The 15158-nt window shown below is 69.8% G+C and carries 11 protein-coding genes; 4 read left to right on the forward strand and 7 right to left on the reverse strand.

From position 1 onward, the window contains the following. Positions 1–115 precede the first annotated feature (115 nt). Entirely contained in the window at positions 116–2359 is a 2244-nt protein-coding gene (recD2, locus tag G6045_RS13425; protein WP_165332154.1) for an SF1B family DNA helicase RecD2, read from the forward strand. Positions 2360–2565: 206 nt separating this feature from the next. After that, positions 2566–3876: a citrate synthase gene (locus G6045_RS13430; RefSeq protein ID WP_328707759.1), complete on the forward strand. Its 1311-nt coding sequence runs from the start codon at positions 2566–2568 to the stop codon at positions 3874–3876. A gap of 605 nt (positions 3877–4481) precedes the next feature. Here G6045_RS13430 and G6045_RS13435 read toward each other — a convergent pair. From G6045_RS13435 to G6045_RS13445, 3 genes are all read right to left on the reverse strand, one after another. Beyond that, positions 4482–6743, reverse strand: coding sequence for a heavy metal translocating P-type ATPase (locus G6045_RS13435; protein ID WP_165332156.1), 2262 nt, complete (start codon positions 6741–6743; stop codon positions 4482–4484). 102 nt (positions 6744–6845) lie between these two features. Beyond that, a complete protein-coding gene (locus tag G6045_RS13440; protein ID WP_165332157.1) occupies positions 6846–7151 on the reverse strand; it encodes a heavy-metal-associated domain-containing protein in 306 nt (101 codons plus the stop codon). A gap of 103 nt (positions 7152–7254) precedes the next feature. Beyond that, the gene (locus G6045_RS13445; RefSeq protein ID WP_165332158.1) at positions 7255–8160 is read right to left on the reverse strand and encodes a PrsW family intramembrane metalloprotease; all 906 of its coding nucleotides are present in this window, start codon (positions 8158–8160) and stop codon (positions 7255–7257) included. Positions 8161–8274: 114 nt separating this feature from the next. Here G6045_RS13445 and G6045_RS13450 point away from each other — a divergent pair, with 114 nt between their 5' ends. Continuing rightward, positions 8275–9489 (forward strand): cation:proton antiporter, encoded by a 1215-nt coding sequence (locus G6045_RS13450; RefSeq protein ID WP_165332159.1) that lies wholly within the window; start codon positions 8275–8277, stop codon positions 9487–9489. A 31-nt stretch (positions 9490–9520) separates the two neighbouring features. Here the strand turns inward: G6045_RS13450 and G6045_RS13455 are convergent, their stop codons facing one another. Continuing rightward, a complete protein-coding gene (locus G6045_RS13455) occupies positions 9521–10171 on the reverse strand; it encodes a TetR/AcrR family transcriptional regulator (RefSeq protein WP_165332160.1) in 651 nt (216 codons plus the stop codon). Between the two features lie 145 nt (positions 10172–10316). On the opposite strand from G6045_RS13455, the gene G6045_RS13460 reads away from it, so the two are divergent. Next, positions 10317–12536: an MMPL family transporter gene (locus G6045_RS13460; RefSeq protein ID WP_165332161.1), complete on the forward strand. Its 2220-nt coding sequence runs from the start codon at positions 10317–10319 to the stop codon at positions 12534–12536. A 51-nt stretch (positions 12537–12587) separates the two neighbouring features. Here G6045_RS13460 and G6045_RS13465 read toward each other — a convergent pair whose 3' ends face one another. The 3 genes from G6045_RS13465 to G6045_RS13475 all read right to left on the reverse strand — a co-directional run bounded on the left by G6045_RS13465 (position 12588) and on the right by G6045_RS13475 (position 15043). Next, a complete protein-coding gene (locus tag G6045_RS13465; RefSeq protein WP_165332162.1) occupies positions 12588–12785 on the reverse strand; it encodes a helix-turn-helix transcriptional regulator in 198 nt (65 codons plus the stop codon). 380 nt (positions 12786–13165) lie between these two features. Further along, complete coding sequence (locus G6045_RS13470; RefSeq protein WP_328707760.1) at positions 13166–14119, reverse strand: helix-turn-helix domain-containing protein; 954 nt, start codon at positions 14117–14119, stop codon at positions 13166–13168. A gap of 15 nt (positions 14120–14134) precedes the next feature. Further along, positions 14135–15043, reverse strand: coding sequence for a sugar phosphate isomerase/epimerase family protein (locus G6045_RS13475; protein ID WP_165332163.1), 909 nt, complete (start codon positions 15041–15043; stop codon positions 14135–14137). Positions 15044–15158: the final 115 nt, after the last annotated feature.

Raw genomic sequence — 15158 nt, forward strand, 5'->3', positions numbered from 1 at the left:
ATCGGAGGGGGTTCGGCCGGGGGGCCGGGCCCCCTCAAACATGTGCGGGGCCGGGCCCGCGCGGAGTTTTCCACAGGCTTCCCGCGCTGTCGGTGCCGCCCGCTAACGTCGCCTCATGACCAGCCGGACCGGCAACAGCACAGGGCTGCCCCAGCCCCGGCTCGCGGTGCTCGAAGGAGTCCTCGAGCGGATCACGTATGCCAATGAGGAGAACGGATACACGGTCGCCCGCGTCGACACCGGACGCGGCGGCGGCGATCTGCTCACCGTCGTCGGCTCGCTGCTCGGTGCCCAGGTGGGGGAGTCGCTGCGGATGGAGGGCCGCTGGGGCTCGCATGCGCAGTACGGCAAGCAGTTCACGGTGGAGAACTACACGACGCTGCTGCCCGCCACGATCCAGGGCATCCGCCGCTATCTGGGATCAGGCCTGGTCAAGGGCATCGGCCCGGTGTTCGCCGACCGCATCACGGAGCACTTCGGCCTGGACACGCTCAGGGTCATCGAGGAGGAGCCCAAGCGGCTCATCGAGGTCCCGGGGCTCGGCCCCAAGCGGACCAAGAAGATCGCGGACGCCTGGGAGGAACAGAAGGCCATCAAGGAGGTCATGGTCTTTCTGCAGGGAGTCGGCGTCTCGACCTCGATCGCGGTGCGTATCTACAAGAAGTACGCGGATGCCTCGATCTCCGTGGTCAGGAACGAGCCGTATCGCCTCGCCTCCGACGTCTGGGGCATCGGCTTCCTCACGGCGGACCGCATCGCCCAGTCCGTCGGGATTCCGCACGACAGTCCCGAGCGGGTCAAGTCCGGACTGCAGTACGCCCTGTCGCAGTCGACGGACCAAGGGCACTGCTTCCTGCCCGAGGACCTGCTGATCGCCGACGCGGTGAAGCTGCTCCAGGTCGACACCGGCCTGGTGATCGAGTGCCTCGGCGAGCTCGCCGAGGATCCGGAAGGAGTCGTACGGGAACGGGTGCCCGGGCCGGACGGCGAGCCGGTCACCGGGGTCTTCCTCGTGCCCTTCCACCGCGCCGAGCTCTCCCTCGCGGGCCGTCTCAAACGGCTGCTGAGCACCGATGACGACCGGCTGCCCGGGTTCCGGGACGTCGACTGGGACAAGGCGCTCGGCTGGCTCAAGGCAAGGACCGGGGCCTCGCTCGCACCCGAACAGGAAGAGGCCGTGCGGCTCGCCCTCACCCGTAAGGTCGCGGTGCTCACGGGTGGACCCGGCTGCGGCAAGTCCTTCACCGTACGGTCGATCGTGGAGCTCGCCCGGGCCAAGAAGGCCAAGGTGGTGCTCGCGGCGCCGACCGGACGGGCCGCCAAGCGCCTGGCCGAGCTCACCGGGGCCGAGGCCTCGACGGTGCACCGCCTCCTGGAGCTGAAGCCCGGCGGCGACGCGGCCTACGACCAGGACCGGCCGCTCGACGCCGATCTGGTCGTGGTCGACGAGGCCTCGATGCTCGATCTGCTCCTGGCCAACAAGCTGGTCAAGGCCGTGCCGCCGGGCGCCCACCTGCTGTTCGTCGGCGATGTCGACCAGCTGCCCAGCGTCGGCGCGGGCGAGGTGCTCAGGGATCTGCTCGCCGAGCGGTCCCCGGTGCCGGCGGTACGGCTCACGAGGATCTTCCGGCAGGCACAGCAGTCCGGTGTCGTCACCAACGCCCACCGGATCAACTCCGGTATCCCGCCTCTCACCCAGGGGCTCAGCGATTTCTTTCTCTTCGTCGAGGACGAGACCGAGGACGCGGGGCGGGTCACCGTGGATGTGGCGGCCCGGCGGATCCCCGCGAAGTTCGGGCTCGATCCGCGCCGTGACGTGCAGGTTCTCGCGCCCATGCACCGCGGCCCGGCCGGCGCGGGCACGCTCAACGGGCTGCTGCAGCAGGCCATCACGCCCGCCCGTCCCGAGCTCGCGGAGAAAAGGTTCGGCGGTCGTACGTTCCGGGTCGGCGACAAGGTCACCCAGATTCGCAACAATTACGAGAAGGGCACCAACGGGGTGTTCAACGGGACCGTCGGGGTGGTCACCGCGCTGGACCTCGTCGACCAGAAGCTGAAGGTGCTGACGGATGAGGACGAAGAGGTCGATTACGACTTCGACGAACTCGACGAGCTGGCCCATGCGTACGCGATGACCATCCACCGGTCCCAGGGCAGCGAGTACCCCGCGGTGGTGATCCCGATCACCACCGGTGCCTGGATGATGCTCCAGCGCAATTTGCTCTACACCGCCGTCACGCGGGCGAAGAGGCTGGTGGTGCTCGTCGGGTCACGCAAAGCGCTTGGCCAGGCGGTACGCACGGTTTCCGCGGGCAGGAGGTGCACGGCCCTGAGTCACCGGCTCGGTGGGATCGGATGAACCACAGTGGTGATCGTTGATCGATCATCCCGGTGGCAAACATCACGGAGGGGTTCCGGAACCAGGGTCAAAGGGGCAGGATGAGCAGGCTGACGGCACTGAGTGCCGTCAATAGACCTAATGGTCGACCCCGAGTGCACTGCCCAGGGCCAAATGGGGGATGGTGGACAGCAGTCAGGGCACCTCGAAGAAGAGGCACTACGTCGGTGAGGGATGACGTGAGCGACAACGCGAACAACGCTGTAGTAGTTCAGTACGGCGATGGCGAGTACACCTACCCGGTGATCGACAGCACCGTCGGTGACAAGGGCTTCGATATCGGGAAGCTGCGCGCCCAGACCGGTCTGGTGACCCTGGACAGCGGTTACGGAAACACTGCCGCGTATAAATCGGCGGTCACGTACCTCGACGGTGAGAAAGGGATCCTGCGCTACCGGGGCTACCCGATCGAGCAGCTCGCCGAGCGCTCCACCTTCATCGAGGTCGCGTACCTGCTGATCAACGGCGAACTGCCGACCGTGGACGAGCTCGCGACGTTCCGCGACGAGATCACCCGGCACACCCTCCTGCACGAGGACGTCAAGCGGTTCTACGACGGCTTCCCGCGTGACGCCCACCCGATGGCGATGCTGTCCTCGGTGGTCTCCGCGCTGTCGACCTTCTACCAGGACAGCCACAACCCGTTCGACGAGAAGCAGCGCCACCTCTCGACGATCCGACTTCTTGCGAAGCTTCCGACGATCGCCGCGTACGCGTACAAGAAGTCGGTCGGCCACCCGGTGGTCTACCCGCGCAACGACCTCGGTTACGTCGAGAACTTCCTGCGCATGACCTTCTCCGTGCCGGCCGCCGAGTACGACCTCGACCCGGTCGTCGTCTCCGCGCTCGACAAGCTGCTGATCCTGCACGCGGACCACGAGCAGAACTGTTCGACGTCCACGGTCCGTCTGGTCGGCTCGTCGCAGGCGAACATGTTCGCGTCGATCTCCGCCGGCATCAACGCCCTGTGGGGTCCGCTGCACGGCGGCGCCAACCAGTCCGTCCTGGAGATGCTCGAGGGCATCCGCGACTCGGGCAACGACGTCGACACCTTCATCCGCAAGGTGAAGAACAAGGAGGACGGCGTACGCCTGATGGGCTTCGGCCACCGGGTGTACAAGAACTTCGACCCGCGCGCGCAGATCATCAAGGCCGCCGCGCACGACGTTCTCTCCGCCCTCGGCAAGTCCGACGAGCTGCTCGACATCGCGCTCAAGCTGGAGGAGCACGCGCTCAACGACGACTACTTCGTCGAGCGCAAGCTCTACCCGAACGTGGACTTCTACACGGGTCTCATCTACCGCGCGATGGGCTTCCCGACCGAGATGTTCACCGTGCTCTTCGCGCTCGGCCGCCTTCCGGGCTGGATCGCCCAGTGGCACGAGATGATCAAGGAGCCGGGATCCCGTATCGGCCGCCCGCGCCAGATCTACACCGGCGTGGTCGAGCGTGACTTCGTGCCGGTCGAGGCGCGTTGATTTTTCCGGCGCCCATCTGAACATCGACCGAGCCGCACCGCACCCGTTCTGTACGGGGGCCGTGCGGCTCAGTCGTTGGTGCGGTGCGACACGGGCAAAGCGCAACCAAGGGGAAGCGCGCCAAGGCAAAGCGCACCAAGGGAAAAGCGCCCCGCCCACCGGTCCCCCCACGGGCCGGCTGGCGGGGCGCTTTCCTAGCCCCGGTGCGGATTCCCCCCACGGGATCCGGCCGGGCGTCTGTGTGCGCCTTGCGGTCGAGCACTTCGGTAGTCCCGGCGCTTCGGTACCGCCGGCACTACGTACTGCTGGTCCTGCGGTCCGCCGGGACGCGTTACGGGAGGGCCGCTCAAAGCTCTCCGTGCACGTGCCCCGGCCAACGCGGACTGGGAACGTCCCCCAAGACGTCCCCTGATGACCCAAACGCCCCCCAAGACGTTTCTGCCATCGCCACTTAGACCTGCGAGCCCCCCGAATGGTTACGTTGGAATCGCTGTGATCTACGTCTCTCGGCTATGTCCTGAACCGGCACATCGAACCTGATATGCCGAACCGGTCCATAGCGTAAGGGAGTTGTGGTGAGTATGTGAAGCCCCAGCTGGGGCGTATCAGGAGAAGCGCCGCAGGCGCAGGCTGTTGCTCACCACGAAGACGGACGAGAAGGCCATCGCCGCGCCCGCAATCATGGGGTTCAAAAGCCCCGCCGCGGCCAGCGGAAGCGCCGCGACGTTGTAGCCGAAGGCCCAGAACAGATTGCCCTTGATCGTGGCCAGCGTGCGCCGCGCGAGCCGGATCGCGTCCGCGGCCACGCGCAGATCACCCCGTACGAGGGTCAGATCGCCGGCCTGGATCGCGGCGTCCGTGCCCGTGCCCATCGCGAGACCGAGATCGGCGGTGGCGAGCGCGGCGGCATCGTTCACCCCGTCGCCGACCATCGCCACGGCGCGGCCCTCGGCCTGCAGCCGCCGGACGACCTCGACCTTGTCCTGCGGCAGCACCTCGGCGATCACGTCCCCCGGCGCGATCCCCACCTCGGCGGCCACGGCCCGCGCGACGGCGGCGTTGTCCCCGGTGAGCAGGATCGGCTTCAGGCCCAGCGCCCGCAGCCGCGCCACGGCCTCGGCGCTCGACGGCTTCACCGTGTCGGCCACGGCGAGCACGGCCCGTACGGACCCGTCCCAGGCGACCAGCACGGCGGTACGCCCCTGCTCCGCGGCCTCGCCCGACGCGGCGGCGAGCTCCGCGGGTACGGGGATCCCTTCCGCGGCGAGCAGCGCACCCCGCCCCACGAGGACCGGGCGCCCCTCGACGGTCCCGCGCACCCCGAGCCCGGGGACGCTGGCGAACTCCGAGACGGGCGGCAGCTCCCCGCCGAAACCGGCGGCCACCGCCCGGCCCACCGGATGCTCCGAAGCCTGTTCGACGGCCGCCGCGTACCGCAGCGCCTCCCGGTCGTCGACCGAAGCGGCCGCGACCACAGACACCAGCTCCATGCGCCCCGACGTCACCGTCCCCGTCTTGTCGAGGACGACGGTGTCCACCCGCCGTGTCGACTCCAGGACTTCGGGCCCCTTGATGAGGATCCCGAGCTGAGCACCCCGCCCCGTACCGACCATCAGCGCGGTCGGGGTCGCGAGCCCCAGCGCGCACGGGCACGCGATGATCAGCACGGCGACCGCCGCGGTGAAGGCCGCGTTCGCGTCCCCACTCGCCCCGAGCCACCACCCGAGCGTGCCCACCGCGATCAGGAGCACCACCGGTACGAACACCGCCGCGATCCGGTCCGCGAGCCGCTGCACCTCGGCCTTGCCGGTCTGCGCGTCCTCCACGAGCCGGGCCATGTGCGCGAGCTGGGTGTCCGCGCCCACCCGCGTGGCCTCGACGACCAGGCGCCCGCCCGCGTTCACGGTCGCGCCCGTCACCGGCGAACCCACGGTGACATCGACCGGCACCGACTCCCCGGTGAGCAGCGAGGCGTCGATCGCCGACGCGCCCTCGACCACGGTGCCGTCCGTGGCGATCTTCTCCCCGGGCCGTACGACGAAACGGTCGCCGACCCGCAGCGCCGCGACCGGCACCCGCACCTCGACACCGCCGCGCAGCACCACCGCATCGCGCGCACCCAGCTCGAGCAGCGCCCGCAGCGCCGCGCCCGCCTTGCGCTTCGCGCGCGCCTCGAGCCAGCGCCCGAGCAGGATGAACGTGATGACCCCGGCGGCCACTTCGAGGTAGATCGTGGACGAACCGTCCGTGCGCGCGACGGTGAAGTCGAATCCGTGCCGCATCCCCGGCATCCCCGCGTCGCCGAAGAACAGCGCCCACAGCGACCAGCCGAAGGCGGCAAGCGTGCCCACCGAGACCAGGGTGTCCATGGTGGCCGCGCCATGGCGGGCGTTGGTCCACGCGGCGCGGTGGAAGGGCAGCCCGCCCCACGCCACGACGGGCGCGGCGAGCGTGAGCGAGAGCCACTGCCAGTTGTCGAACTGCAGCGTCGGGACCATCGCCATGAGGATCACCGGCAGCGCGAGCACGGCGCTGACGGTCAGGCGCTGCCGCAGCGCATCGGCCTCATGCGCTTCGGGGACGTCCGCAACGTCCGGGGCGTCGAGGCCGGCGGGCGGCTCCGGGACGATCTCGTGCGCCGAGTACCCGAGCTTCTCCACGGTGGCGATCAGATCGGGGACCGCCACCTCGCCGCCGTACGCGACCCGCGCCTTTTCCGTGGCGAGGTTGACCGAGGCCGTGACCCCCTCGATCCGGTTCAGCTTGCGCTCGATACGCGAGGAGCACGAGGCGCAGGTCATCCCGCCGATGGCGAGTTCGACCTCGGCGGACGGCAGGGTTATGGCGTCGGGGGCTGCTGAGGACATGGAGGTTCTTTCAGGGGTACGGGGAGTACGGCGCCGTATACGAGGAAGCGCCGAAGGGGGCGCACGGCCGATGGCCGCACACCCCCTGAGGGCTACGAGGGGTCAGACGCGACCGGTCAGTTCGTAACCGGCCTCGTCGACCGCGGCGCGCACCGCCTCGTCGTCCAGCGGCGCGGCTGAGATGACGGTGACCTGGCCGGTGGAGGCCACGGCCTTCACCGAGGTGACGCCCGGCAGCTCGGAGATCTCGGCGGAGACCGCACCCTCGCAGTGACCGCAGGTCATGCCGGTCACCTGGTAGACGGTGGTCACGTCACCCTGCGCGTCGGCGGCCGGCGTGCTGCAGCCACCGCCGCCGCAGCAGGAACCGGTGGTCTCGGCCTGGGGGAGCTCGGTCTGGGCGGTCATGTCGTTCTCCTGTCGAGGGAGTGCGTGTTGAGGGTGGCACCAGAGTGCCCCATGGGGAGGCCGGTACGGCCCGGGCCTCCTTCACGCTCTCCACCGTATACCCCTAGGGGGTACTTTTCCAAGTGCTGTCGCGATGCGCCAGCGAGCGGAGCCACTTGATGCCGATCAGCGAGATCAGCACCAGGCCGCCGACCGAGAACAGCGTGAAGAGATGTTGCTGCTGGTCGGTCGGCTCGGGGATGTACCCCTGGGCGAAGAGCGAGCGGTCGAGGCCGGTGCTGGTGATCCGGGCGACCAGCCAGATCGCGATGCCGTGCATCGAGTCCCACAGTGCGTGCAGCAGCGACACCCCCAGATACGTGCCGATCACCGGCCCGGCGAAGCGGAAGCGGCCGTCGGGGCGGCGGAACGCGAAGAGCACCGCACCCGAGATCGCCGTCCACAGGCCGTGTCCGAACGGGGCGAGTACCCCGCGCAGGAGCTCCGTCTCCAGAAGTGCCCGCAGATCGATGCCCTTGGTGGTGACGGCGGCGTTGAACGCGTAGCCGGCGCTCTCGAACGCGGCGAAGCCGAAGCCCACCGCCGCGCCGAGCACCAGACCGGTGCGGATGCCGTGCGGCTTCGGGCGGCGGCGCACGACCCACATCAGGGCGGCGAGCTTGACCGCCTCCTCGATCAGGCCGACCCCGAGGAACATCCACAGGGAGGGGTGCAGGAGGTAGTACTCCATCACCGAGGCACCGAGCACCCCGAGGATGCCGCCGGTCACGAAGCAGCCGAGGATCAGGCCCACGCCGAGGTCGCTGCCGTGCCGCTCGTAGGCCCACATGACGAAGACGGCCGGCACGAGGAAGCTGCCGAGCAGGATCAGTGTCGGCAGCAGCGTCGTGTTCTTCGTGGCGTACGTGACGATCGCGGTCAGGAGCCACAGGGCGAGGCCGCCCCACAGGCAGCGTTTCCACAGGCCGGGGGTGATCTCGGGCGCGGTGCCCACGGGCGTGGGGGGCATGGCAAGTACCTCCGGATTCAGCGGATTTGACCGGCGGTCGAAGGCGGCGGTGGCCGGTCGGTCCTCGGCAGGTGAAGGGCGCGGTTTGTCCGGAGTTTATGGTAAACAGCCGTTATGTCGCAGTCCGGGACGCTGATCCTGATCATGTCCATCGCGGTCCTCGCGCCCCTGCTCGCCTACGGCGTGGGCCGCTGGCTGCCCGTGCCGCTGGTCATCTTCGAGATCCTGCTCGGCATCGTCGTCGGGCCCGACGTCCTCGGCTGGGCCACCGGCGGCGAGTTGACCGAGGCGCTGTCCCATCTCGGGCTCGCCATGCTGATCTTCCTCGCGGGATACGAGATCGAGTTCGACCGGATCCGTGGCGACACCCTGAGCAGGGCGGCCCGGGCCTGGGTGTGTTCGCTCGTGCTCGGTCTGGCCCTCGGGCTCGTGCTCGCGAGCGGCGGTTTCAGCAAGGCCGTCTGCATCGGCACGGCGCTCACCTCCACGGCGCTCGGCACGGTGCTTCCGCTGCTCCGTGACGCCGGGGATCTGCGCAGCCGCTTCGGTTCCGTGGTGCAGGCCTTCGGCGCGGTCGGCGAGTTCGGGCCGATCATCGCGATGGCGGTGCTGCTCAGCGGGCGCAGTGCGTGGCAGTCCACCGTCGTACTCGTCCTGTTCGCGCTGGCCACCGCCGGTGCGGTCTTCTGGGCGATGCGGCCGCACAAGCCGTGGTTCGCGAACGTCATCGCCAAGACCCTGCACAGCAGCGGGCAGTTCGCGGTGCGTCTGGTCGTGCTGCTCCTTGCCGTGATGCTGGGCCTGGCGACCTGGCTCGGGCTCGATGTGCTGCTCGGTGCGTTCGCCGCCGGGATGATCACCCGGATCGTGCTGCACCGGGCCTCGCCCGAGAGCGCGCACGAGGTCGTCTCGAAGGTCGAGGCGATGGGCTTCGGTTTCCTGGTGCCGCTCTTCTACATCGTCACGGGTATCGAGTTCGACCTCGCCGCCCTGCTCGACGGCGGCCGGGCGCTGGTGCTGCTGCCCGTGTTCCTGGTGCTCTTCCTGCTCGTACGGGGACTGCCGGTGTTCCTCCTGGCGCCGGGCGATCTGGACCGCCGCGACCGCCGCGCCCTCACCCTGTACGCCTCCACCGCGCTGCCGCTGGTCGTGGCGATCACGACGATCGGGCTCGAGGAGCATCTGCTCAAGAGCAGCGAGGCGGCGGCGCTCGTCGGGGCGGGAATGGTCTCCGTCCTGGTGTTCCCGCTGCTCGCGATGAAGCTGCGGGTGGGCACGGGCAGGAAGGCCCTGCCGGAGGGGCGGATGCAGGGGTCCGAGGCCTGGTGATCGGCCGGGCGCCGAGAGACGTGCGTACCGCCTAGGCCTGGTCGGGCAGTACGCAGTCGCCGATCACCGGATCGAGATAGCGGAACAGGACCCTCTTCAGCTCCACCCGGTACGCCTCCTGCTCGTCCTGATGTACGGCGAGCAGGTCGAGCCCGGCTTTGAAGAGGCCGAGCACCGTGTTGGCGACGATCGTGATCTCGGACCTCGGGGTGTCGGGCAGATACAGCGCGAGCAGTTCCTCGATCCGCTGGAGCACCGCGCCATGGAAGGCCTCGAAGGCGTCGGTCACCTGGCCCGGGGTGTCCGGGCCGTGCATGAGCACATGGAAGGCCGGGTTCTGGACGTTGAACTCCAGGAGCGGGTCCACCACCGCGTCCACCATCTCGCTGAGCGGCAGCCGGATGTTCTCGGCGGACAGCGCTTCGCCGTACGACGTGCGCCACTGCTCGAGCAGCCGGCCGCCCAACTCGACGGCGATGGCCTCCTTGTTCGGGAAGAACTGGTACAGCGTCCCGGGCGAGACCCCGGCCTCACGCGCGATGGCGTTGGTGCTGGCGCCCGCGTAACCGGCCTGGGTGAAGACCGTGGCCGCGGCGTCCAGGAGCTGGGCGGCCCGGCGCTCGCCGCGTGCCTGGCGGCGGCGCGGCTTCGGTGCGGCGGGCTGTAGCTCCTGGTCGGGCATCGATGTCTCCCACTCCTTCGTCCCTGTGCGCCGAGCCTATGTGAGGTGGTGGCGCGGGCGGCAGTTGACAAATGCGAGCGGTCGCTCGCATTCTGGAGAAACACGAGTGATAGCTCGTGTTTAGCACGGTGAAGGGGACACCGCCATGCCGATCGAACCCGCAAGCAGCCCGCCCGAGCCGCGGGGCTTCACCCGGCTCGTGACCGCGCGCCCCCGGCTCTCGCTCCTGATCGCCCTGGTCGTCACCGCCCTCGCCGTGTTCGCCGGCAGCGGGGTCGCCGACCGGATGGGCAGTGGTGGCTGGGAGGATCCGGCCGCCGAATCCACGTATGCGGCCGAGGTGTTGGAACGGGAGTTCCCCGATTCGGAGCCCAATGTGCTGCTCCTCGTCGACGGCGGGGAGGCCGGTGTGGACGACCCGGCCGTCGCCGCCGAGGGCCGCCGGCTCGTCGAGCGGCTCGCCGCCGAGGACGGGGTCACCGGCGTCGGCTCGTACTGGCAGGCGCCCGAGCGGGCGAAGGCCGCGCTGCGCGCCGAGGACGGCGGGCAGGCGCTGATCTCCGCCCGGATCGAAGGCGACGAGAAGACCGCCGCCGCCACGCTGGAGCGGATCGCACCCGGACTGCGCGGGACCCACGGCCCGGTGGAGGTGACCGTCGGCGGGCCCGTCGCGGTGCAGCACGAGATGACCGAGACCATCCAGGAGGACCTGCTCAGGGCCGAGATGATCGCCCTGCCGGTGACACTCGTCCTGCTCGTGATGGTCTTCGGCAGCGCGGTCGCGGCGCTGCTTCCGCTGCTCGTCGGCATCGTGGCGATCCTCGGGACGAACGCCGTGCTGCGGGGCATCACCGAGTTCACCGACGTCTCCGTCTTCGCGATGAACCTCACCACCGCGCTGGGCCTCGGACTCGCCATCGACTACGCCCTGTTCATCGTCCGCCGCTACCGTGAGGAACTCGCCGCCGGCGCCGAGGTGCGGACCGCGGTGGGCACGACGCTGCGGACCGCGGGGCGGACCGTGCTGTTCTCGGCGCTGACCGTCGCCGTGTCCCTGGCCGCGATGCTGCTCTTCCCGCAGTACTTCCTGCGCTCCTTCGCGTACGCCGGGATCGCGGTGGTGCTGCTCGCCGCCGCGGCGGCGCTGATTCTGCTGCCCACCGCCCTGATGCTGCTCGGTGAGCGGGTCAACTCCCTTGACCTGCGCAAGCTGTGGCGCCGAGGCCGCGCACCGCGCAAGGAACAGGGCGCCGGCTGGGGCAAGGCGGCCGCGCTCGTGATGCGCCGGGCGCCCGTCTTCGCCGTGGCCACCACGGCCGGTCTGCTGCTGCTCGGACTGCCCTTCCTGGGCGTCAAGTTCGGCACCCCCGACGACCGCCAGCTGCCCGCGAGCGCCGAGTCCCATGTCGTGCAGCAGCACATCCGCGACGGCTTCCCGGGCAGCCCGGACGGCGCGCTCAAGGTGCTCGCCGAGCAGGGCACGCCCGAGGAGTACGAGGCGTACCGCTCGGGCGTCGAGCGGCTGCCGGGTGCGCTGCGGGTTGACGGTCCCGTGCCGTCGGCTTCCGGAGACCTGGCGTACTTCACCGTGCTGCCGAAGGGGGAGGCGGTCGGCGAACAGGCGCAGCGGCTCGTGCATGAACTCCGGGGCCAGGATGCCCCGTTCGAGACTTCCGTGACCGGGCGGGCGGCGCAGCTCGAGGACTCCAAGGGGGCGATCGGCGAACGGCTGCCGTGGGCGCTCGCGATCATCGCGGTCGTCACGCTGCTCCTGGTCTTCCTGCTCACCGGCAGCGTCCTGATCCCGCTGCAGGCCGTGCTGCTCAACGGGCTCAGCCTGACCGCGATGTTCGGCGCGATGGTGTGGATCTTCCAGGAGGGCCATCTGTCCGGACTGCTCGGCTTCACCTCGACCGGCGATATCGAGACGACCCTGCCGGTCCTGATGTTCTGCGTGGCCTTCGGCCTCTCCATGGATTACGGGGTCTTCCTGCTCTCGCGGATCAAGGAGGAGTACGACCGGACCGGCAAGCACGAGCACTCCGTGAAGTTCGGCTTGCAGCACACGGGCGGGCTGATCACGGCCGCCGCGGTGATCCTCGCGGTGGTGATGGTCGCGATCGGTACGTCACGGGTCACCAACACCAAGATGCTGGGGCTCGGGATCGCGCTCGCCGTACTGATGGACGCGATGGTCGTACGGAGCCTCCTGGTCCCGGCCGTGCTCAAGCTCACCGGGCGCCGGACCTGGTGGGCACCGGGTCCGCTGCGGCGGCTGCACGAGCGCTTCGGGCTGAGCGAAGGGGAGCCCGAGCCGGTGGCGACCGGGACCGAGACGCGTGAGAAGGCGGGCGTGGGAGCCTGAACGCGCAGGTCCCCGCCCCCTGTCCGAGGGGGCGGGGACCTTCGTGTCCGCCTACTCCTTGCGGCCTCTGTTGCCCGGCCGGCTCGCGACCCAGCGGCGGATGGTGTCGGCGTACCAGTACGGCTTGCCGGCTTCCACGTGGTCCGGCGGAGGGAGCAGCCCATGCTTGCGGTACGAGCGCACGGTGTCCGGCTGGACCCGGATGTGTGCGGCGATGTCCTTGTACGACCAGAGCTCGCGGTTGGCCATGTGTGGCACCTCCCTGTGCGCATCACGGCTACGGCCCGGGGGGAGCCGTCGGGGGAGCCGGATGCGTTCTCTCACGGTGATCACGCAGCGTGTGCTGTCGATCACTCAGCCTTTGCCCCGTGAACGACGGGGAGTGACGAGGGGGGTGTGCCTGTTGAGGGGGTGTGACGGGAAACCCGCGTGAGGGAGACACCTGTGACGGAAGGGGGACGTTTGTCGCGAATCCGTGGTGCTTTGCCCGGAATGACCGTACTAAAAGCGCATCCGCGCGCTACGGAGGCGGGCGACGGAGGCAGACAAAGGGCCGGACTCCCTGCGACGGAGCCCGGCCCTTGGCGACCCCCGTTCCCCCGGCGGAAGGTCGGCCTGATCAGGGTGCCTCAGCGGACCGGTTCGGTATTGGAGAAAGGCGCAGTTCCGTTCGCCGGGAGCAGCAGGCTGGTGGCCTCGCCCTGCAGCCGGTCGGGATGCGGGGGCCCGGACTCCGTGGCCGGGGAGCGGCGGGCCGAGGCGAACTCGCCCGGCGTACAGCCGGTCATCGCGCGGAACTCGCCGCTGAGATGCGACTGGTCGTAGAACCCGCAGGCCGCCGCCGTCTCCGCCTGCGTACGGCCCGCGGCGAGCAGCCGGCGCGCCCGCTGCAGCCGCAGCACCCGCGCCGCCGCCTTGGGGCTGAGCCCGATCTGCTCCCGGAAGCGGATCTCCAACTGGCGCACACTCCAGCCGACTTGTTCGGCGAGATGGGAGACGGGGACGGCGCCGGACGTGCGGACCAGCTCGTTCCAGGCCGCGACCGTGCGCGGTGACGAGGGCGCGCCCTGCTCCGACCAGCGGGTGAAGACCTCGTCGAGCAGGGCGAAGCGTGCGTGCCAGGTCGGCAGCGACCCCAGGGCGTCCGCCAGGCTGTCCACCGAACCCCACCGCCCGCGCCCGGCCGGCAGCGCCTCGTCCGGATCGGCCACCTGGTCGGCGAGTTCATGCTGGTCGAGACCGAAGAGCGTGAAAGCGGCCCAGGGCGCGATCATCACTTCGATCCCCGAGAGCCGCCCGTCGTGCTCGCCGACCACCGCCGTCGTCGCGAGCCCGGACACCGCGCAGACCCGCGAGACCGTCGGCCGGTGCGCGTGGTGCACCCGCAGCGGCCGGTCGAATCCGAGCAGCAACGTGACCGCGGCGACCGGGGTTTCGAGCCGGCGCCGAGGTCCGGGCAGCGCGAACCGGAAGCCGCGGTAGCCGAGTATCCCGGGCCGCAGCCGCGGATGGGGCGTGCCCAGGGCCCGCTCCCAGGTGCCGCCCGGACACCGCAGCGTTCTGGGCGCCTTCGTCCGCACCACGTTCTCCTCCTCGTGTCACGCCCCGCAGGAGCGCAGATGGGCGCGGGTGCGGCGCGCGATGGGCAGGGGGCGGTCCGGCTCGCAGGGGTACATGTCCTGCTCGACGATCGCGAACAGCTCGATGCCGAGCGCCTGGGCGGCCGTCAGGACGGGTTGCAGCGCCGGGACCCCGGCCGGCGGCTCGCACATCACACCGCGTGCGACCGCGGGCCCGAACGGCAGGTCCTCCGCCTGTACGGCGGCGAGCACGGCCGGGTCGACCTGCTTGAGGTGCAGATAGCCGATCCGCGAGCCGTACGTCTCGATCAGCTTCACGTTGTCGCCGCCGCAGTACGCGTAGTGCCCGGTGTCCAGGCACAGCGAGACCAGATCGGGGTCGGTGGCGTCGAGGAAACGCGTGACGTTGTCCTCGGTGTCGATATGGGTGTCAGCATGCGGATGGACGACGATCCGCAGGCCGTACGTGTCGCCGACCTCGCGCGCCAACCGCTCGTATCCATGGGCCAGTTCACGCCATTGTGCGGCGGTCAGCTCACGGTCCTCCAGGACCGCGCCCGTCTTGTCGTCCCGCCAGAAGGACGGGATCACGACCAGGTGGCCCGCACCCTGCGACCGGGCGAGGGACGCGACCCGCGAGACCTGCTCCCACGTGGCGTCCCACACGGACGGGCCGTGATGCAGACCGGTGAACACCGTGCCCGCCGACACCTTCAGACCCCGCCGCTCGGTCTCGGCGCGCAGCACCTCCGGGTCGGTGGGCAGATAGCCGTACGGTCCGAGCTCGATCCACTCGTAACCCGACTCACTGACCTCGTCGAGGAATCGGCGCCAGGGCACCTGCCGCGGATCGTCGGGGAACCACACACCCCAGGAGTCGGGAGCGGAGCCGATACGGATGCGCGACAGTCCGTGCCCTTGCGTCATGGGCGCCAGCTTTCCGGCGGTATGAGAAGGGTGTCAAGGAGGGGGACGGCCCATGGTCCGAATGTAAGGACAATGCGTTGACAGTGTGGCGCGCACGGCATTAGACCTGGAGTCG

This window comes from Streptomyces mesophilus (assembly GCF_011044995.1).
GTDB classification, from domain to species: domain Bacteria; phylum Actinomycetota; class Actinomycetes; order Streptomycetales; family Streptomycetaceae; genus Streptomyces; species Streptomyces mesophilus.